We start from the raw sequence: 23,260 nt of genomic DNA on the forward strand, positions 1-23,260 counted from the left end.
AATGACCGGCTGTGACGCAGCTGTCTCCGCAATGATGAAAGGAACGAGAGCGTTTTGCTGGCCACAGCCTGGTCAGCAGCAGTGATTTTACTGCCCGGGAGCGGCATTGCGGCACCCCCTTGTTTCGGATTCCTTCCGGTTGGACTGGATCAATGGCCGCGGATAGAGAATGGCGCCGCCTTGAGGCTGACGTTCTGCAAGCGCTATGAACGCCAAACCGTCGGGGAACGCTGCGATTGCTGATGTGCCGATATGAAGGCTTCATCGCCCAGAAGAATCTAGTGAAAAGTGCGAACGAGCGGACTAGTTTCTCCCATCCCTGCAGCGACAAACCGGCAATGACGGATTTTTCTGGTGAAGGTATTTTTGAGGGTATTGGCAACTGGATAACCTGGTAAACACTGAAAAATCAAAGGCATGGCGGCCTCATTGAGAATTGAGTGGAATAGGTTTCCACTATAAAATTTCCTGTTCTTACTGATTTGGTAAGCCAAAGCCCTGTTTTACAGGGCTTTTTTTGTGCCATGGATGCCGGGTCCCATTACCTGTGCTGCCGCCAGAAGGCCGCGCATCTATTTACTAGTGGTAATCGGATAGTTGAAAGACAGTTACCAAAGAAGTAAAGTTCTCAAGAAATAAATATAGTTGCCATGCAGAAATAATTAATTTATAATTTCATTACGTAAATAATTACTTAAGGCAACATATGCACCCGCGCTTGACGCCATGGTGCGGTGTATTTTTGTTTAGTGGCACCTTGTGTGCCGCCGTGTCCGCGCAGACCCGTCCTGAAATCGCGCCGCCCCTTCTCAACCCGCCTGGCGCCAGTCAGCGCGACGATGCCAGCCAAGAACTTATCCGCCAGCAAGAACGTGAGCGCCTCCTGCGCCAGCAGCAGGAACGCACGCCCGACGTGCGCCTGCTCGAGGCGCCCGCGGCCGCCTCCGCCAACCGCCTGCCCGCAGGCGAATCGCCATGCTTTACGATTGACCAGCTGGTGTTGCGTGGCGAGGACGCCGCGCAATTCCAGTGGGCGCTGGCCGCCGCCGGGCGCGACGACCTGGGTGCGCCGGACTCTGCGCTGGGGCGCTGCCTGGGCACGCAGGCCATCAATGTGCTGATGGGGCGGCTGCAGAACGCCATCATCGCGCGCGGCTATGTCACGACGCGCGTGCTGGCCGAACCGCAGGATTTGAGCAAGGGGACGCTGGCCTTGAGCCTGATACCGGGGCGCATCCGCCAGATCGGCTTTGCGCCCGGCACGAATCCCCGCGCCACGTGGTGGAATGCCGTGCCGGCGCGCCCAGGCGACTTGCTCAATGTGCGCGATACGGAACAGGCGCTGGAAAACTTCAAGCGCGTGCCGACGGCCGAGGCCGATATCCAGATCATGCCGGCCGAGGGCGGCAATGCGAAACCGGGCGAGAGCGACCTGCAGATCCAGTGGAAGCAGGGCTTGCCGTTTCGCCTGGCGCTGGGCCTCGACGATGGCGGTTCGCGCTCGACGGGCAAGCTGCAGGGCAGCGTGACCCTGTCGTACGACCACTGGCTGACCCTGAACGACCTGTTTTACCTGAGCCTGAACCAGAACGTCGACGGCGACCGCGACGGTCCGCGCGGCACGGCCGGCATGGTGGCGCATTATTCGATTCCCTACGCCTACTGGCTGCTGGCCTTCACGGTCAGCGACAGCCATTACCACCAGTCCGTAGCCGGCATCAGCCAGGACTACAACTACAGCGGCGCCAGCCAGAATCGCGAAGTGAAACTGTCGCGTCTGGTGTACCGCGACGCCTCGCGCAAGACGACGGTGTCGCTACGGGGCTGGCAGCGTTCCGCGCAAAACTTTATCGATGATACGGAAGTGGAAGTGCAGCGCCGCCGCATGGCCGGCTGGGAACTGGGCCTTGGCCACCGCGAATTCCTGGGGCAAGCCACCCTGGACCTGAACCTGCAATACCGGCGCGGCACGGGCGCGATGGATGCGCTGGCCGCGCCCGAGGAAGCGTTTGGCGAGGGCACGTCGCGGTTCAAGCTCATCCTGGCCGACGCGGCCGTGTCGGCGCCGTTCACACTGGCTGGCCAGCCGTTGCACTACACGGGCAGCTGGCGCACGCAGCACAACCGCACGCCGCTGGTGCCGCAAGACCGCTTCGCCATCGGCGGGCGCTATACGGTGCGCGGCTACGACGGCGAAAGCAGCCTGTCGGCCGAACGGGGTTGGCTGCTGCGTAACGAAATCGGCGTGCCGCTGGGTCGCAGCGGCCAGCAAGCGTATGCGGGACTCGATCATGGCGAGGTATCGGGGCCATCCGCGGAATGGCTGATCGCGCGCCGCCTGACGGGCGGTTTCGTCGGCTTGCGGGGGCAATGGCTGGGCGTGCAGTACGACGCCTTTGTCGGCTGGCCCGTGCATAAACCTGAACTCTTCCGCACGGCCAGGCATACGGCCGGCTTCCGCCTGAACGCCAGTTATTGATATTTAGCAATGTAGTTACGTAGTTTTAAAGAATTAAGTCACTAAACGCAGCCATCCGCCAGACGTTTTCCTTTCCCTGTATTTGGCCGCTATTAGGACTTTCATGAACAAGAACCTGTACCGCATCATCTTCAACAAACGCCGTGGCCAATTGATGGTCGTCGCCGAAAATGCCTCTTCGCAAGGCAAGGCTGCCAAGGGGGAGGGCGGCCTGGACAGCGGCGTGTTTGGCGGTGATGGCGGTGGCGGGGTCAATGCCAAATTGCGGCCGCTGGCCTTGGCGATCTTTGGCGCGCTGGGCATGGTGACCTTTGTGGCGGGGCCAGCCATGGGACAGATCGTGGCGGACCCGAATGCGCCGGGCCGCCAGCGTCCGACGGTGGTGCAAAGCGCGAATGGCGTGACGCAGGTCAATATCCAGACGCCGAGCGCGGCGGGCGTGTCGCGCAATACCTACAGCCAGTTCGACGTGACGGCCAATGGCGCCATCCTGAACAACAGCCGCGGCAACGTGCAGACGCAGACGGGCGGCTGGGTGCAGGGCAATCCGTGGCTGGCAGGCGGCAGCGCGCGCGTGATCCTCAACGAAGTCAATTCGGCCAACCCGAGCCAGCTGCGCGGCTATGTGGAAGTGGCGGGCCAGCGCGCCGAGGTCGTCATCGCCAACCCGGCCGGCGTGGCCATCGATGGCGGCGGCTTCATCAACGCCAGCCGGGTCACACTGACGACGGGCACGCCTATCCTCAACGGCGGCAGCCTGGACGGCTACATGGTGCAGCGCGGCGTGGTCAGCATCAATGGAAGGGGACTGGATACGTCGCTGAGCGATTACACGGCGATCCTGGCGCGCGCCGCGCAGATCAACGGCGGTATCTGGGCGCAGGAACTGAAAGTGGTGACGGGAACTAACCAGATCGATGCGGCGCATGGCGTGGCGGGCGCCGCGGCTGGCGTGGGGCCGGCCCCGGGGTATGCGCTGGACGTGGCACAGCTGGGCGGCATGTATGCGGGCAAGATCACCCTGGTCGGCACGGAAGCGGGCCTGGGCGTGCGCAATGCGGGCGTCTTGGCGGCCACGGCCGGCAACCTGGTGCTGCAATCGAATGGCTGGCTGAGCAACAGCGGCAACATCCAGTCTTCCGGCGCCGGCAGCCAGACCAGCATCGCCGTCGCGGGCGACGTGGCCAACAGCGGCACCGTGTATGCGGGCGGCGACAGCCAGATGCAGGCGCAGGGCAATATTGCCAACAGCGGCGTGATCGCGGCCCAGGGCAATGCCAAGGTGCACGCCACGGGTGCGGCGGCGCGCATCGATGCCACTGCCGGCTCGGTGCTGGCGGCTGGTTTGAATCTGGACAATACCTTGGCTGCCAGCGGCAAGCTGAGCGTTTCTGCTGGCGATACCATTGCCGTGCATGGCACGGCCGTGGCAGGCGGAGACAGCAGCCTGGCGGCGCGCCAGCTGGACCTTGCTGGCGCGCAAGTTTCGGGCGGGAATGTCAGCCTGGGGGCCAGCGCCGGCGACCTCGATGCCAGCCGCGCGCAGGTCACTGCCCGCGACCGCCTGCAACTGGATGCGGCGCAGACCGTGCGCAGCGATGCGGCGCAACTGGTGGGCCAGCAATTGGGCGTGAACGCGCACGACCTGTCGAACGTGGGCGGCCAGATCATGCAATTGGGCAATAGTGATCTGGCCATCCGCTTGCCGGGTTCACTGGACAATACGCGCGGCGTCATCGCCACGAATAGCCAGACCTTGCGTCTGCAGGCCGCCGGCCTGAGCAACCAGGACGGAACGATCCAGCATGCGGGCACGGGCGCGCTGGAGATCGGCGCAGCGCAGATCAACTTGCAGCGCGGCAGCATCCTCAGTAATGGCGCCATGGCGCTGACGGGCGAGCACATCGACCACCGCGATGCGCGCACGGTGGCGGGGCAGCTCAGTATCGACGCCGCTACCCTGGACAACCGGGGCGGCAGCCTGGCGCAGAGCGGCCAGGGCGACACGCGTGTGCAGGTGCGCGGCGGGCTGGACAACCGCGGCGGCGCGCTGGAAAGCAATGGCGCGCTGACTGTGCAGGCAAGCAATGTGCAAAACCAGAAAGGCCGTATCGTCTCAAGTACGGACCTGGCGCTGTCGACAGGCGCTCTGGACAACACGGAAGCGACCCTGGCGGCGGGCCGTACACTGCGCCTCGACAGTGGCGACGTCGACAATACGCGCGGCCAGATCCAGGCAGTGGCGGGTGATGCGGCCTTGACGGTCGCAAAGCTGAACAATACGGCCGGCAGCGTATTTGCTGGTGGCAACCTTGCCACGCAGGCCAGCGAAGTGCTCAACAGCGGCAACCTGTATGCGGCCGGCAGCCAGGCGCTGCAGGTGAGCGGCGCCATCAGCAACAGCGGCGTCATCGCAGCGCAGGGCGACAACCGCATCGATGCCAGCCGCATCGATAGCACGACCGGCAGCCTGCTGGGTGCAGGCATCCGCGCCGACGGCAGCCTGGCCGGCAACGGCCAGTTGCAACTGACGGCTGCGCAAGCGATCAGTGCGCACGGTCAGAACCTGGCCGCCGGCAAGACCAGCCTGCACGCTGCCACCATCGACCTGAGCGGCAGCCAGACGGGCGGTGCGGCCATCGACTTGAACTCCAAAACTGGCAATGTCGTCACCGATAACGCGCTGGTGACGACCACGGGCCTGCTGTCCGTGACGGCGGCCGGCAGCAGCCAGGCCCTGTCGAACGTGCGCGGTACCCTGAGCGCGGGGCAATTGGATATCCAGACGGGATCGCTCGACAACCGCGGTGGTACCCTGATCCAGACGGGCACTGGCGATACGGCATTAACTGGCAGCACCCTGGACAACACGGGCGGACGCATCGCCGTCAACAGCGCCAAGCTGGCGCTGACTGCGGAAACTGTGACTAACCGCGACGGCAGCATCGAACACGCGGGCACGGGCAGCCTGAGCATCGACGCGGTGCGTTTCGATGACGAGCGCGGCAAGGTGACGGGCAATGGCCTGGTTGATATCCAGGCGGAAACGGTCGATCACCGTCATGCCGTTACGTCCGGGCAGCAGGTAACAGTGCAGGCCGACAATCTGGACAACCGCGACGGCACCCTGCAGCAGACGGGGCCAGGACAGATGCGCGTGGACGTGGCGCAGACCCTGAACAACACGCGCGGCAGCATCGCCGGCAATGGCAGCCTGCAGCTGCAGGCGGGCGTGCTGGACAACAGCAAGGGCCGTATCACGTCCGCCGCCTCGGCGGATATCGCCAGCAAGGGCGCGCTGACCAACACGGACGGCGTGATCGCGGCCACGCAGGCGCTGCAGTTGACGGGTATCGGGTTTGATAACACGCGTGGTGTATTGCAGGCGGACAATTTACGTCTGGACGCGGCGGCCTTGCAGAACCAGCAGGGCACGGTGAGCGCCGGTACGGACCTGACGGCGCGTATCAGCGCAGACTTGAACAATACCGGCCTGCTGTATGCGGGCCGCAACCAGCAACTGACGGTTGGGGGATTGCTGAACAACAGCGGCTCAATCGCTTCCGTTGGCAACACCAATATTTCCGCTAATAAAGTGACCAGCAGCGGCTTGCTGGGTGCCGGCGTGAAAGCCGATGGCAGCCTGGGCACGGCAGGCGATCTCACCATCAACGCCGATGGCATCTTGCAAGCGAGCGGGCAGAACCTGGCGGCGGGCAGCGCCGTGCTGGCGGGCGACAATGTGGACTTGTCGGGCAGCCAGACGGGGGCAAGCAACATCGCCATCACTGCGCGCAGCGGCGACGTATTGACGAACAAGGCCGTGATTTCCGCCAGCAATCTGCTGGCCATCACCGCCAACGCGAACAACGCCCAGTCACTGGCGAACAGCCAGGGCCAGTTGGTGGCTGGTCAGTTGCAACTGAAACTGTCCAACCTGGACAACTCCAGTGGCGAGATCGTGCAGACGGGCACGGGCGACACCGTCATCACCACAGGCAAGCTGGACAACACGGCTGGCCGCATCGCCGTCAACAGCGCGAACCTGGCCTTGAACGCCTCCGTCTTGACCAATATCAATGGCAAGCTGGAACACGCGGGCGCCGGCATCCTTGCCATCAACGCGGGGCAATTCAACAACCAGTTCGGCAAGATCACGGGCAACGGCAAGCTTGACATCACGGCGACTACCCTGGATCACCGCAACGCCACCACCATCGCCAATCAGCTGAGCGTCAACGCCGGCACGCTGGACAATCGGACCGGCAGCCTGGCGCAAACGGGCACAGGTTTGATGAGCCTCAATGCCGCCGGCTCGCTGGACAACACGGGCGGCAAGATCGAAGGCAATGGCGATGCACTGGTAAAGGCCGCTACCTTGCTGAACAACAAGGGCCGCCTCGTGACGGCGCAGGATGCCGAATTGAATGTGGGTAGCCTGGACAATACGGAAGGGATCGTGGCCGCCGGGCGCAACCTGGCATTGAGCGGTGCTGACATCGACAATACCAAGGGCCAGCTGCAAGCCGTGGCCGGCAACGCCACCTTGAACGTCGCGAACTTGAACAATGCGGCAGGCAACGTGTTTGCCGGCGGCAATCTGACCACCACGCTCGACGCCTTGAGCAACACGGGCAGCCTGTATGCGGCTGGGAATCAATCCCTGAGCGCAACAGGTGCCATCGTGAACACGGGCGTCATCGCGGCGCAGGGCAACAACAGCATCACGGCAAACAGTCTTGACAGCGGCGCAAGCAGCTTGATCGGCGCGGGTATCCAAGCCGATGGCAAGCTGGGCACGGTTGGCGACCTGGCGATCAGCACCGCGCAAGCGCTGGATGCACACGGCCAGATTCTGGCGGCCGGCAATGCCAATCTGACAGGCGCCATGCTCGACATCAGTGGCAGCCAGGCCAGCGCGGCCAACATCGGCCTGACGGCGACACAGGGCGATGTCAGCACGAACAAGGCCGTGGTGACGACGCCAGGTACATTGAACATCACGAGCAATGCCGCCCTGCATAACACGGAAGGCACCTTGCAGGCAGGCCAGTTCGACCTGCATGTGGCAAACCTGGACAACGCCAAGGGTACGTTGCTGCAAACGGGCACGGGTAACACCGTCATCCAGACGGGCAATCTGGACAACACGGCTGGCCGCATCGCCGTCAACAGCAACAAGTTGACCCTCGATGCGACTACGCTGACGAACCGCGATGGCAAGATCGAGCATGCGGGAACCGGCATCCTGTCCGTCCAGGCGGGCGTGCTGGACAACAGCAAGGGCCGCATCACGTCGGCTGCTTCGGCAGAAATCCTCAGCAAGGGCGCGCTGAACAATACGGATGGCGTAATTGCCGCGATTGCCGACTTGCATGTGGGCGGTATTGCACTGGATAACACGCGCGGCGTATTGCAAGCGGACAATTTACGTCTGGATGCGGGGACCTTGCTGAACCAGCAGGGTACGCTCAGCGCGGGCACGGACTTGACAGCGAAAGTGAGCGGAGACCTGAACAATGCCGGCCTGCTGTATGCAGGCCGTGACCAGCAATGGATGGTGGGTGGCTTGCTGAACAACAGCGGCTCAATCGCTTCCGTCAACAACACCCATATTACCGCCGGCAAAGTCACCAGCAGCGGCTTGCTGGGCGCCGGCGTGAAAGCCGATGGCAGCCTGGGTACGGCAGGCGACTTGACCATCAATGCCGATGGCGTGCTGCAAGCGAGCGGCCAGAACCTGGCGGCGGGCAGCGCCGTGCTGACGGGCGACAATGTGGACCTGTCGGGCAGCCAGACGGGGGCCGGTAACATCGCGATCACCGTGCGCAGCGGTAACGTGCTGGCGAACAAAGCGATGATTTCCGCCAGCAACGTGCTGGCGATCACGGCCAATGCGCATAACGCCCAGTCGCTGGTGAATACCCAGGGCCAGCTGGTAGCCGGCCAGTTGCAGCTGAACGTGGCCAACCTGAACAACGCCAACGGCGAGATCGTGCAGGCGGGCACCGGCGATACCACCATTACCACGGGCAAGCTGGACAACACAGCCGGCCGCATCGCCGTCAACAGCGCGAACCTGGCCCTGAACGCCACGGTATTGACGAACATTAATGGCAAGCTGGAGCACGCGGGCGCGGGCATCCTGGCCATTAACGCGGGCCAGTTCAACAACCAGCAAGGCAAGATCACAGGCAATGGCAAGCTCGACATCACGGCGGCGGCCTTCGACCACCGCAATGCCACCACCATCGCCAATCAGCTGACGGTCAACGCAGGCAGCCTCGACAACCGCGCCGGCACCCTGGCGCAAACGGGTACAGGCTTGATGAGCATCAACAGCACGGGTTTGCTGGACAACACGGGCGGCAAGATCGAAGGCAATGGCGATACGCTGGTGAAAGCGGATACGTTGCTGAACAGCAAGGGCCGCATCGTGGCGGCGCAGGATGCCGGGTTGAACGTCGGTAGCCTGGACAATACGGAAGGCACCGTGGCCGCCGGGCGCACCCTGGCATTGAGCGGTGCTGACATCGACAATACCAAGGGCCAATTGCAGGCCGTAGCCGGCAATGCTGCTTTGACAGTCGGTAAATTGAACAATGCAGCCGGCAGCGTGTTTGCTGGCGGCAATCTGAACACCACGCTCGATACCTTGAGCAACAGCGGCAGCCTGTATGCGGCCGGCGATCAGACCTTGAACGCCAGCGGCGCCATCGTGAACACGGGCGTCATCGCGGCGCAAGGCAACAACAACATCACGGCAAACAGTCTTGACAGCAGCGCAAGCAGCCTGATCGGCGCCGGCATGCAGGCCGATGGCAAGCTGGGCACGGCTGGTGACTTGACCATCAACACCGCGCAAACGCTGGCTGCACACGGCCAGAATCTGGCGGCGGGCAAGGCGACCCTGACAGGCGCCAGCATCGACATCGGCGGCAGCCAGACCAGCGCGGCGAACATCGGGCTGACGGCCACTCAGGGCGATGTTGGTACGAACAAGGCGGTGGTGATGACGCCAGGCACATTGAACATCACGAGCAATGCCGCCCTGCACAACACGGAAGGCACCTTGCAGGCGGGCCAGCTCGACTTGCACGTGGGCAACCTGGACAACGCCAAGGGCACTGTCTTGCAAACGGGCACTGGCGATACCGGCATCCAGACGGGCAATCTTGACAACACGGCTGGGCGCATTGCCGTCAACAGCACGAACTTGAATATCGATGCCGTCAAGGTCACGAACCAGGATGGCAAGATCGAGCACGCGGGCACGGGGACGCTGAATGTGCAGGCGGGTGTGCTGGACAACAACAAGGGCCGCATCACGTCGGCGGCAGCAGCTTCTGTCATCAGCAAAGGTGTGCTGAACAATACGGATGGCGTGATCGCCGCCACCACCAATCTGCAGGTTGGCGGCACTGCACTGGACAACACGCGCGGCGTATTGCAGGCGGACAATTTACATCTTGAGGCGGCGACCTTGCTGAACCAGCAGGGGACAGTGAGCGCCGGCACGGATCTGACGGCGAAAGTGAGTGGTGATTTGAATAACGCCGGTCTGCTGTACGCGGGCCGCAACCAGCAATTGACGGTGGGTGGCTTGCTGAACAACAGCGGCTCAATCGCTTCCGTCAACAACACCCATATTACCGCCGGCAAAGTCACCAGCAGCGGCTTGCTGGGCGCCGGCGTGAAAGCCGATGGCAGCCTGGGTACGGCAGGCGACTTGACCATCAATGCCGATGGCGTGCTGCAAGCGAGCGGCCAGAACCTGGCGGCGGGCAGCGCTCAGTTGAAAGGTGCAGCGGTCGATTTGTCGGGTAGCCAGACTGGCGCAGCGAATATCGCCATTACGGCAAATACTGGCGATGTAGTGACGACCAAGGCGGTGATTTCCGCCAGCAACGTGCTGGCCATCACGGCTAATGCGCATAACGCCCAGTCGCTGGTGAATATCCAGGGCCAGTTGGTAGCAGGCCAGTTGCAACTGAACGTGGCCAACCTGAACAACGCCAACGGCGAGATCGTGCAGACGGGCACCGGCGATACCACCATTACCACGGGCAAGCTGGACAACACAGCCGGCCGCATCGCCGTCAACAGCGCGAACCTGGCCCTGAACGCCACGGTCTTGACGAACATCAATGGCAAGCTGGAGCACGCAGGTGCCGGCATCCTGGCCATTAACGCGGGCCAGTTCAACAACCAGCAAGGCAAGATCACAGGCAATGGCAAGCTCGACATCACGGCGGCGGCGTTCGACCACCGCAATGCCACCACCATCGCCAATCAGCTGACGGTCAACGCAGGCAGCCTGGATAACCGTGCCGGTACCCTGGCGCAAACGGGTACAGGCTTGATGAGCATCAACAGCACGGGTTTGCTGGACAACACGGGTGGCAAGATCGAGGGCAATGGCGATGCGCTGGTGAAAGCGGGCTCGTTGCTGAACAACAAGGGCCGCATCGTGGCGGCGCAGGATGCTGAGCTTGCAGTGGGCAGCCTGGACAATACGGAAGGCACCGTGGCCGCCGGGCGCAACCTGGCATTGAGCGGTGCTGACATCGACAATACCAAGGGCCAGTTGCAGGCCGTGGCCGGCAACGCGACCTTGAACGTCGCGAACTTGAATAACACCGCAGGCAACGTGTTTGCCGGCGCCAATCTGAACGCGACACTGACCAGCTTGAACAACACGGGCAGCCTGTATGCGGCCGGGAATCAATCCCTGACCGCAACAGGCGCCATCATTAATACAGGCGTGATTGCGGCGCAGGGCAACAACAGCCTGACAGCCAACAGCCTCGACAGCGGCGCAAGCAGCCTGATCGGCGCCGGCATGCAGGCCGATGGCAAGCTCGGCACGGTTGGTGACTTGACGATCAGCACCATGCAAACGCTGGCCGCGCATGGCCAGAACCTGGCGGCGGGCAAGGTGAACCTGACGGGCGCCAGCGTGGACTTGTCTGGTAGCCAGACCGGCGCCGCCAACATCGCCCTGACGGCAAAAATGGGTGACGTCAGTACGAACAAGGCGGTCGTCACGACACCAGGCACCTTGAACGTCACGAGCAATGCCACCTTGCACAACACGGAAGGCACCTTGCAGGCGGGCCAGCTCGACTTGCACGTGGGAAACCTGGACAACGCCAAGGGCACATTGATCCAGACAGGCACGGGCGATACCGTCATCCAGACGGGCAAACTGGACAACAGCGCCGGTCGCATCGCCGTCAATAGCGCGAATCTGACCCTGGGCGCGGCCAGCTTGACGAATGCGGGCGGCAAGATCGAGCATGCGGGTGTCGGCACCTTGGCCATCACGGCAGCCACCTTGCAGGGGGCCGGCGGCAGCATCATCGGCAACGGCGCCGTCGATCTGAAAGCCGGTCTGTTCGACCACGCCAACGCCACCACCACGGGCCGCTCCCTGAACGTGCAGGCAGACAGCCTGAGCAACCGGGGCGGCCATCTGCTGCAGACGGGCGCGGGCGGCATGACGGTGGCCGTCACGGGACAGCTCGATAATACGAGTGGTGAGATTGCCGGTAATGGCTTGCTGTCGGTGCAGACCGGCAGCCTGGACAATACCAAGGGCAAGATCGCTTCGGCCACTTCCGCCGACATCGTCAGCACCGGCGAACTCGTCAATACAGACGGCGTGATCGCGGCGGCGACCGATCTGCACCTGGGCGGCGCCATCGACAATACGCGCGGCTTGCTGCAGGCTGGCACTGGCGCCTTGCGCCTGGACGCGGCCAGCGTGCGCAATGCACAGGGCACGCTGAGCGCAGGCACGGATATCACGGCCAAGGTCAGCGGCGACGTGCTCAACGCTGGCGTGCTGTATGCGGGACGCAACCAGAGCCTGGATATCGGCGGCTTGCTCAGCAATACAGGCTCGCTGGCCGCCCTGGGCAATACGACGATCACGGCGGGTAGTCTGGGCGGCAACGGCCTGCTGGCAGCGGGCATGCGCGCCGATGGCAGCTTTGCCTCGGCTGGCGATCTGACGGTGAAAACGGGCGGCACCTTGCAGGCTGGCGGCCAGAACATGGCGGCCGGCCAGCTGCAGCTGACGGGTGCATCGGTTGACGTGGGCGGCAGCCAGACCAGCGCGGCGAATATCGGCTTGACGGCATTGACGGGCAATGTGACGACCAGCAAGGCGGTCGTGTCGACGAATGGCCTGTTGAATATCACGGCGAGTGCCGCCAACGGGCAGGCACTGGTCAACCAGGGCGGCAGCCTGAGCGCGGGGCAACTGGCCTTGCGTGTAGGCAATCTGGACAACGCCAAGGGCACCTTGATCCAGACGGGCACGGGCGACACCGTCATCGAGACGGGCAAGCTGGACAATACGGGCGGCCGTATCGCCGTCAACAGCGCCAACCTGCGCCTGCAGGCGGGCGACTTGACGAATATCGATGGCAAGATCGAGCATGCAGGCAAGGGCGTGCTGGACATCCGCGCCACGAATCTGTACGGCCAGCGGGGCCAGCTGACGGGCAATGGCGCGCTGCAGGTGGCGGCCAATTACATCGATCACCGCAACGCGAGCCTGCTGGCGCAGCAGGTGAACGTTTCCGCCGGCATCCTCGATAATCGCCAGGGGCAGATTACGCAGCTGGGCACGAGCGCGGCAACAGTGCTGGCCAGCACGCGCCTGGACAATAGCGGCGGCAAGATCGAAGCGAATGGCAATGTGCGCGTGGAAACGGGTGAGTTGCTTAACGATCATGGCCGTATTGCGTCTGCGCAAGATGTCAATGTGGCGGCGACGGGCAAGCTGGACAATACCTCCGGCGTGATCATTGCCGGTCGCGACCTGACGGTGGCTGGCGGCACGGTGGACAACACCTTGGGCCAGTTGCAGGCGGCGGGCGGCAATGCGCAATTGACGATGGACGAGCTGCTCAATGCGCAAGGCAGTATCGTTGCCAGCGGCAATCTGACGACGACGGCGGGCAGCGTGCGCAACAGCGGCAGCCTGTTTGCCGGCGCAGAACAGGTGCTCAGCGTGACGGGGGCGCTGGAGAATACCGGCGTGATCCTGGCCCAAGGCAACAACACCATCAGTGCCAACAGCATCAACAGCGGCGCGGCCAGCCTGATCGGCGCGGGCGTGAAAGCCGATGGCAGCTTGCAGACGAGCGGAAACTTGCAAGTCACGGCGCAGCAGGCGCTGGGCGCCCATGGGCAAGTGCTGGCGGCAGGCAATGCCGTCCTGCGCGGCGGCAGCGTCGACCTCGGCGGCAGCCGCAGCAGCGCCGGCAATATCAGCCTGACGGCCAGCGTAGGCGACGTCAGCACCAGCGGCGCCGTGGTCACCACGCCGGGCGCCTTGACGATCAAGGCCGGTGCGAATAGCCAGACGTGGAACAACCAGCGCGGCGACATCAGCGCCGGCCAACTGGCCGTCACAACCGGCAACCTGAACAACCAACAAGGCAGCATCGTGCAGACCGGTGCCGGCAATACGGCCATCGAGTTGACGGCGCCAGCGGGCGTGCTGGACAACACGGGCGGACGCATCGCCGTCAACAGCGCCAACCTGGGGCTGAAAGCGGCCACCCTGACGAATACGGATGGCAAGATCGAACACGCGGGCAGCGGCACCTTGAACCTGCAAGCGAACCAGCTGAACGACCTGCGCGGACAGATCACGGGCAATGGCGCGCTGGTCGTCACGGCCGGCGCCATCGACCACCGCAACGCCAGCACCATCGCGCAGCAACTGAGCGTGACGGGTAGCACCCTGGACAATGGCGGTGGCAACCTGACGCAGCTGGGTAAAGGTGATACCAGCATTCAACTGACGACCAGTCTGGATAACCACGGCGGCACCATCGCCAGCAATGGCAACACGACGATTGTTGCCCCGACCCTGAACAACCAGGGCGGCAAGCTGCAGGCGGCCGGTACCGCCAATTTGACAGTGACGGCGAACAATGTACTCGACAACAGCCATGGCGGCGCCATCGCCGGTGGCGGCAATGTCGTGCTGGGCGCAGGAAATCTGCTGAACCAGGGCGGCAGCGCCACGGCGGGCGGGCAACTGACGGCGAATGTGGCGCAGGCATTGAACAATGCGGGCGGCTTGCTGGCCGCCACGGGCAATATGACCGTGAACGCGGCCAGCGTCGATAACAGCGCCGGCGGCAAGCTGGCCTCGGTGCAAGGCTTGTTGACGGTCACCTCCACGGGCGCCACCGTCAACGACGGCGGCACCATGCAGTCGGGCGGCGACATCATCCTGCGCAATGGCGGCCTGTCGAACGGGCTGGGCACCATCGCGGGCGTGAACGTCACACTCGATACGCACGGCCAGGTCTTCAACAACACCCAGGGTACCCTGGCGGGCGCAGGCACCGTCAACTTGCAGACGGGCATCCTGGACAACGATGGCGGCTTGCTGCAATCGGGCGGTGCCATGACCATCGACACGCACGGCAACGCTTTACTCAACACCAATGCGGGCGCATATGCGGTGCGCCATCCCGGCAGCGCCGGCGGCATCAGCAGCGGTGCCGGATTGACCCTGCAAACGGGCAGCTGGAACAATGCGGGTGGCTATCTGGGCGCGGCAGGCAACATCACGGGCAGCGTGGGCCAGCTGGACAACCGTGGCGGCCAGGTCGTCGGCAAGTCGGCGCTGGATCTGACCCTGAGCGGCTTGCAAAACCAGGGCGGGCAAATCCAGGTGCTGGGCAATATCGGCCTGAACGCCGGTGGCGGCAGCGTCAACAATCAGCAAGGCTTGATCCGCTCCGGCGCGGCCGTCACGCTGACGGGTGGCGCAATCGACAACGCCAGCACCCTGGGCGCGAACCAGGGCATCGAAGGCGTGCAGGTGACCCTGAACAGTGCCAATGTCAGCAATGTGCAGGGCGCGGTGCGCGCCGATGGCAACCTGGCGATCAACAGCGCAGGCAGCGTCAACAATACCCTGGGCATGTTGAGTGCCGGCAGCACGCTGTCGTTGCAGGATAACGGCTCCAGCCGTGGCCTGGCCATCACCAACACGGGCGGCACCATCATCGGCGGCCAGCGCACCGACATCCGCGCAGGCAGCCTGAGCGGCGACGGCAAGCTGCTGTCGCAGCAAGACCTGGCGCTGGACCTGGCCGGCAACTTTACGCTGAACGCGGGCGCCGAGATCATGGCCAATGGCAATGCCGGTATCACTATCGGCGGATTGCTGACCAATGCTGGCAAGATCCAGGCGCTCAGCATGCTGACCCTGGGCGCGGCCAATTTCGACAATACGAGCACGGGCGACATCAACGCAGGCACGACGCGCATCAACGTCGGCGGCGTATTGAACAACCACGGCGTGATAGACGGCATCAGCACGCAACTGAACGTCGGCACGCTGAATAACATGGGCACGGGCCGCATCTACGGCGACCATCTGAGCATCGGTGGCGGTACCGTCAACAATGACGTGGAAGGCGGCGTGGCGGCCACCATCGCGGCGCGCAGCCGCCTGGATATCGGCGTCACGACACTCAACAACCGCGAACACGGCCTGATCTTCAGCGGCGGCGATATGGCCATCGGCGGCTACCTGGACGGCAACCGCATCGCCACGGGCTGGGCTGGCTCGGTGACGAATGCCAGTGCGACGATCGAGGCGCTGGGGAATCTGGATTTGGGTGCGAGTCAGGTGAATGTGCTTAACAACCATATAGTTTTTCAGGAGGGGCAATCAAATACGGAAAAAATATCTGAGTATCAAGTTGCTAATAGCAACGAAATATTCGTGGAAGGGCAACCAGGTTTCAAGCTGCGTGGGACTCGTGGGGCCCCAAACTGGGGGACGGGTGGAGTTGGGACCGAAGATCTTTACCGTATAGAAACCTCCGACGGACGGTATTTTCTGGAGTTCACACATCGTGAAGTAACGCGTACCACATATGAAAATGTTGTCATTAACTCAGATCCTGGAAAAATTATTGCAGGCAATAATGTAAGAATTAAGGCTAACGCGGTCATAAATGAGCACAGCCATATTCTTGCTGGCGGGGCGCTGGATATAGATAGGGCTGTATTAAAAAATAGTACTAGTGATGGAAAGAAAACCGTACGAGAGTCAGGAACGTCTACGTTTTATCGACCTGTACATTTTGCTCAAGATGTACGTCTGACACATGCTAAAGTGACGCCTATTGATCTTACAGAGACACTGCCTTCCACATCAACAAGTACTGCCCGTAATGAACAATTCACGGCGATTGGAAAGCAAAGTTCAAGACCTACTACCGTAGCTGTTGCCAATGTCAGTAGTGGAACTGAACGCATTGGCAGTACTACTGCCAACGTTAATACCTCGAATGTTGTGGTGAGTTCAGTCGACAGTGGATCATCCAGCAATGTAAGTGGTACTAAGTCTGGTCACGTCGATGGCAGTAGTATTGTCCAAAAGACTGACCGCGCTGGCAATCCCGTCACCGATGCGGCGGTTGGCGTCACGCCAGGCAGCAAGCTTGATGGCGCGACAGGCATCGCTGCGGATACAGGGACGTCACTGAACCACGTGTCGACGGGCGCGGCAGGTAGCGTTGCCGCACAGGGCGCTGCAGCGGTGTCGGGCGCTCACGGCGCGACGGGCAGCACGCGTACGGGCGATGCGGCCCGTACTGTTGCCGTTGACTCGGTGTCCGGCGCTCACGTTGATGCGGCCAGCGGCGCTGGCCAGCCTGGCGCAGGCGTTGATGCGGCCTTGCTGTCTCGCTCGTCTGTGGGATCGGTCACGGCCGTGTCGGGCGGCAATGGACCCGGCGGCGCGGCTCATGGTGGCGTCCTTGGCCAAGCTGGAGAGCTTGGGGCGGTGAATTCTGCCCAGTTGAGTGGCATTGCCGGCAGCCAAGTCAGCTCGCACACGGGGCTCGTTCCCGTAGCCGGGACTGGCATTGCGGCAGATCAAGTGCAGGGCAAGGGCGGGCCGGGCGGTATTGCCGATGCCGGCATGCTTGGCCGGGCGGGCGAGATCGCAACGCTGGCGCCGACTGCACTGGCGGGTGTCAACGGCGCGCAAGCAAGCGCCGGAACCGGATTGAAGCCGCTGAAAGACGTGGCTATTGCAGCCTCGACAGGCAGCGCGGCACACGCAGGCGCCGTCGGTGGAGTGGGGCAGGTGCGCATGAATGGCATTACCCAGGTGAAACTGGGTAACCCATCCACGCGCGCACAAGTGGTGCGGACCACGGGTTCATCGCTGCAGATTCCGAACGCCAGCCTGTATAAAGTGAGCTCCGCGCCATCGTCCCGCTATCTGGTGGAAACCGACCCCCGCTTTGCCAGTTATCGGGAATGGACGGGTTCCGACTATCTGCTCAAGCAGGTGAAAAACGATCCCTCCGTGACGCAAAAGCGCCTGGGCGATGGCTTCTATGAGCAACGCCTGGTGCGCGAACAAGTGGCCGCGTTGACCGGACAGCGTTTCGTGGGCGACTACAGCAACGACGAACAGCAGTACAAGGCCTTGATGGATCAGGGCATTGCCTTTGCCAAGCAGTGGGACCTTCGTCCCGGCATTGCGCTGACAGCGGAGCAAATGGCGGGGCTGACCAGCGATATCGTCTGGTTGGTGGAACAGGAAGTCGTGCTGGCCGACGGCAGCACGCAAAAAGTGCTGGCGCCGCAAGTATATGTGCGCGTGCGTGAGGGCGATATCGATGGACAGGGAGGCTTGTTGGCCGGCAAGGAGGTCAATCTGAATCTCGAGGGCGATTTGACCAATAGCGGCACGATTGCCGGACGCACGATCGTCAAGCTGAATGCGGAAAATATCGACAACCTGGGCGGGCGCATCACTGGCGATGCAATTTCCGCCCATGCCACGAAGGATCTGAATAACATCAGCGGTACCATTTCCGCCAACAGCGAACTGCAAATCACTGCGGGCAGGGATATCAACGTGAAGACCTCCACGCTGGCATCCAGCAGCAATGATGGTAAAAACAGCTTCAGTCGTACCAGCCTGGATAAGCTGGCTGGTCTGTACGTGACTGGCAATGGCACGGCCGGCAGCGGCAATTTGCTGGTTTCTGCCGGGCGCGATGTGACTATCGCGGGTGCTTCCGTCGTGAATACGGATGCCGGTGGCGGTATTGGCATTGCAGCCGGCCGTGATATTGCCGTCACGACGGTGAGCAGCGGTAGTGAGTTCAAGTTGGCAGGTCCTGGGCAGCGGCATATGACCGACACGTCCAGCAAAGAAACCGCCAGTACTATTTCATCTGCCGGCGATATTCGCCTGAGTGCCGGTGATAATATCCAGCTGAAAGCAGCAAATGTTCAGGCAGCGGAAACGCTGCAGCTATCTGCGGAACGCAATATTGATATTGCCACGGCGCGTGATACAGAAACGCGTCAAAGCTGGTATGGCAGCAGCTCGACCAAAGGCACTAGCCAGGGCAGCGAGCTGGGCGGCAAGCAGATCGTCATGCTGGCGGGCAATGACATTAATAATGTTGGCGGCCAGGTGATCGCGACAGACAAGCTCATCGCTGGAGCTGGGCGCGATATCAACGTGGTTACGACCACGGTCAGCAATGCCAGCTCGAAATGGGCAGGCAACAGCGAAACCAGCACCGTCGTCGACAAGGTCGCAGGACTGTACGTGACAGGCACGGGTGAAGGCAATACGCTGGTCGCCCAAGCGGGTCGTGATATGACGCTGACCGGCGGCGTCATCGCCAATGCCGGTGCAAATGGCCAGACCAGCCTGATCGCAGGCCATAACCTGACCCTCAATACCGTCGCCGTCGCCTCGACGCACGACCAAGTGCGCAATGCGGACAATTACCGTAAAGAAAGCAAGACGGGCGAAGTGGGGAGCCAGATCATCGGCGCCGGCAATGTCAATTTGCAGGCAGGAAATGATTTGCTGGCGCGTGCGGCCGATGTGCAGGCGGGCGGGGCGCTGGGATTGGTGGCGGGCAATGACATCAGCCTGGTCAATGGCGTGGCCACCGACAGCCTGGATGTGGCAAGCAAGGTCAAGAAGAGCGGTACTTTCTCCAGCAAAACGACGACCACGCGCGATCTCGTGCAGACCAGCACGGCGCTGGGGACGTCATTGACGGGCAATACCGTCGATATCGTTGCCGGGCATGACCTGAAGGTGGCGGGTTCCTCGATCCTTGCACAAGAGGCCGCCAATTTAATGGCGAAGAACGATATCAGCATCGAATCCGTCGGACTGGACGGCAAAGAGATTCACTCCAAGCAAGTCAAGAAGAGCGGCACCTTTGGCCTGAGCAAGTCGCTGACCAGCCAGGCCGACGATGGCCGCACCGTTACCCAGGCTGGCAGCGCCATCAGCGGCGGCAGTGTGACGATGGTGGGCGGACGCGACGTCGCCATCAAGGGCAGCACGGTGGTAGCCGATGGCAATATTGACTTGACCGCCTTGCGCAACCTGAGCATCGTCAGTGCCGAGAATGACAAGGATACGACGTCGAGCAGCTTCAGCAAAAAGTCCGGCTTTATTGGCAGCATCAACCAGCCAGCCTTCGGCACCGTAAAAACCACCAGCGATGGCAAGACCACGGGCGTGGCGCAAGTGGGCAGCCAGATTGCCAGCTTGGGCGGCAATGTGTCGCTGCGCGCGGGCGAAACTTACACGCAGACGGCCAGCGAAGTGCTGGCCACCGGCGCGGGTGCGAATGGCGGCTTGCCTGGCGATATCAGCATCGTGGGCAAAAACGTGCTGATCAAGGAGGCGTACAACAGCAATGCCAGTGAGCAACACACGACCTTCAGCAAGGTGGCCCTTGGCGGCACGGTCAACGTGCCGATTGTCGATGCCGTAAAAAGCATCGGCAGCCTGGCGAAGGCCGCTGAACAGACGAAGGACTCGCGCATGCAGGCGCTGGCGGCCGTGACTTTGGCATCGAAGGCGAAGGATCTGGCTGGCTTGGCCTCGGAGGGCTTGACGGATAAAGGCATCAAGATCAGCGTCAGCCTGGGCAGCAGCAAGAGCGAAAGCGAGATGCACCAAAGCAGCAGCACGGTGGTTGGCAGCGCGGTCAATGCTGCGGGCAACGTCAGCATCATTGCGACCGGGGCAGGGGCGGACAGCGACTTGACGGTAGCTGGCAGCAAAATTGCTGCAGGCGGCAATCTTACCTTGTTCGCCGATGACAAGATCAACTTGATCGCGGCGCAAAATACGGCGACGCAAACGAGCAAGAACAGCAGCAGCGGTTCCAGCATCGGCATCGGCTATACCATTGGCGGTGCGCAGAATGGTTTCAGCCTCGATATTGCGGCAAACAAGGCACGCGGCAAGGCTGATGGCACGGACAATTACTACACCAACACCTATGTGACAGCGGGCAAGACTGCGACCATCGTCAGCGGCGGCGATACGACCTTGCAGGGTGCCATTCTAGCGGCAGATACGGTCAAGGCCGCCATCGGCGGCAACCTGAACATTATCAGTTTGCAAGATACAAGCACCTACGCCAGCAAGAGCAGCAGCGCGGGCTTCAACATGAGCCTGTGCATTCCCCCTGCCTGCTATGGCGCAAGCACCGTCGGCGGCAGTGTCTCGAAGAGCAAGGCCAAAGGTGACTTTGCCAGCGTCACGGAACAAAGCGGCATCAAGGCGGGCGACGGGGGCTTCCAGATCAACGTCGCCGGCAATACCGATTTGCAGGCCGGCGTGATTGCCAGCAGCGGCAAGGCGATCACAGATGGCAAGAACTCGCTGATCACGGGCACCTTGACGACGAGCGAGCTGCAAAACAAGGATCAGCATTCGGCTAGCGGGTTCAGTTTGAGCGGGTCGGCTGGCGCGAAAGTGGGTACGCAGAATGAGGCAAGCACTACAGCCGATACTGCCGCGGCGAATGCGAAATCGGGCAGTAGCGGTTCAACGGGCTTTGGTAGTACATCGGGTAGTCAAAGTAGTACCACGACGTCCGGTATTAGTGGCGGCACCATAGTGATTGCTGATGTGGAGAAGCAGCAGGCGCTGAATGGTAAGACGGCAGCGGAGATGTTGGCTGGACTTAATCGCGATGTCAGCAGCGAAAAGGACAGTAGCGGTGCGTTGAAAAAAGGATGGGACGCAAAAGCGATCGAGAAGGAAGTTCAGGCGCAGGTGGCCATTACCGAGGCATTCAGCGTGGCCGCTGCGTCTGAAATTGGCAAGTATGCCGATAAAAAACTGGAAGAAGCTGACAAGTTGCGGAAAGAGGCGGCCAAGCCGATGGCGCCGGAGCAGCGCGATGCGCTGTTGCGCCAAGCTGCGGAAATTACCCGTGAGTGGAGCGAAGGCGGTACGGCGCGTGTTCTCGCTTCCACCGCCGCGGGTGCCCTGGGTGGCGGGTTGCTTGGTGCGTCCGCTTCCGCTGCGGGCAGCAAGGTGTCTGGTGTTCTTTATCATGCGGATATCCCTGAGTCTATGCAGGGATTGTCGCAGGAGCAGCAGGCCAGGATGCAACAAATGGGGCAGGAGGCCGGTTTCAATGGCCTGACGTCCCAGGAGTCATGGCAAAAGTTAAAGCTGGTGTCCGACTTGCGCTTCGATCCGGAGTCGCAAAATCTACCTCAGGCGGAAGTGAATCGCCGCATCGGCGATTACCTGGGACTGCTGGGGGCGTCAGCAGAGCAGATTGCCGATATACAAAAGACGTTTGCGGATGCTGGTATTTCCGCAGTCAACACGCCGCGCACTCCCCGTGTGGAGCAAACTCTTTTGGGGGCGGTGGCGTCACCGGGCGACGTGGGGGAGTATGACTATTCGCCAGATGGTGCTCAGCCTAATGTTTTCCTGGGGACCAAGGTCATTGATAAGGGGACGCAGGGCGTCGGCGAGGTGGTCACCAAATTTGGAAAGTTGATCGATAGCAATATCGGTGCAAAGTATACCCTTGAAGCGCTTGATTTTGCGTCTGGGGCGATCATTTATGGCGTCAATAAAATACCAGCAGTGGAGAACTTGAAAAATCAGGCTACGGATCTGGTTAGCTCTTTCTTCGGTGAAGGTTTCAAAGACGCGGGATATGGCCAGTCGGGGATTGATAACGGTGCAGTTGGTGGTACGTCGATTTCGATGGTTGGGCTGGGCGGATTTGCTGGCATGATAAAAAATGCCGGGAAGATAGCCAAAGTTTTCCCCAATACCCATGTAAATCTGAAAGATGGGGCCCCAGATGTCCCGGCGCCACATAAGGGGGGCAGCGAAAAGCCACATGAAAATAAAGTGGTCAATGAAAAGAATGAGAATCCGAACGCAAATAATTCGGAAAATCCCAATAGGAATCTGGAGATTGACGCCAAGCCGGTCAAGGAAATCGAATCAGGAAAAAAAGGTGAGTGGAACAAGGAATTGAATAAACCTCAGCCAAATACCGTTTATGTGGTAGATTCAAATCATACCTATCGTACGGATGAATTTTCACGCGTTGTCCATGTCGAGGGTGAACTTACCCTGAACAAACATGATAGGAATGGATATCAGCAGTGCAAGGCAGGCAAGTGTGGCGTTGCTGGTGATGAAGGCGGGCATCTGATTGGCGCACAATTCGATGGTGCAGGGGAGAAAATTAACCTTGTGCCAATGAACTCGAGTTTGAATCAAGGTCAATGGAAAGCCATGGAGCAGACATGGGCTGTTGCGTTAAAAGACGGAAAGAAAGTAAGTGTTGATATTCGACCTACGTATGTGGGTGCTGACGCTAGACCCACCTCGTTTATGGTAGAATATAAGGTGAATAATGTGAGGTATGAAGTTATTTTTAATAATGAGGCTTAGGATAA

The 23,260-nt window shown here is 61.4% G+C and carries 2 protein-coding genes; both read left to right on the forward strand.

What is annotated here, in order from left to right; genetic code table 11:
- The first annotated feature begins 706 nt into the window (after positions 1-706).
- On the forward strand, positions 707-2,479 hold the full coding sequence (locus tag BZG29_RS13270) for a ShlB/FhaC/HecB family hemolysin secretion/activation protein (RefSeq protein ID WP_077403407.1): 1,773 nt from the start codon (positions 707-709) through the stop codon (positions 2,477-2,479).
- Between the two features lie 103 nt (positions 2,480-2,582).
- A complete protein-coding gene (locus BZG29_RS27745; protein WP_150130893.1) occupies positions 2,583-23,255 on the forward strand; it encodes a hemagglutinin repeat-containing protein in 20,673 nt (6,890 codons plus the stop codon).
- Positions 23,256-23,260: the final 5 nt, after the last annotated feature.

Source organism: Janthinobacterium sp. LM6, from assembly GCF_002002885.1.
GTDB lineage: Bacteria > Pseudomonadota > Gammaproteobacteria > Burkholderiales > Burkholderiaceae_D > Janthinobacterium > Janthinobacterium kumbetense.

What these genes read in the sequence shown, in the direction of transcription:
- BZG29_RS13270 (WP_077403407.1), top strand. Translation starts at nt 707, where the DNA reads ATGCACCCGCGCTTGACGCCATGGTGCGGTGTATTTTTGTTTAGTGGC.
- BZG29_RS27745 (WP_150130893.1), top strand. Translation starts at nt 2,583, where the DNA reads ATGAACAAGAACCTGTACCGCATCATCTTCAACAAACGCCGTGGCCAA.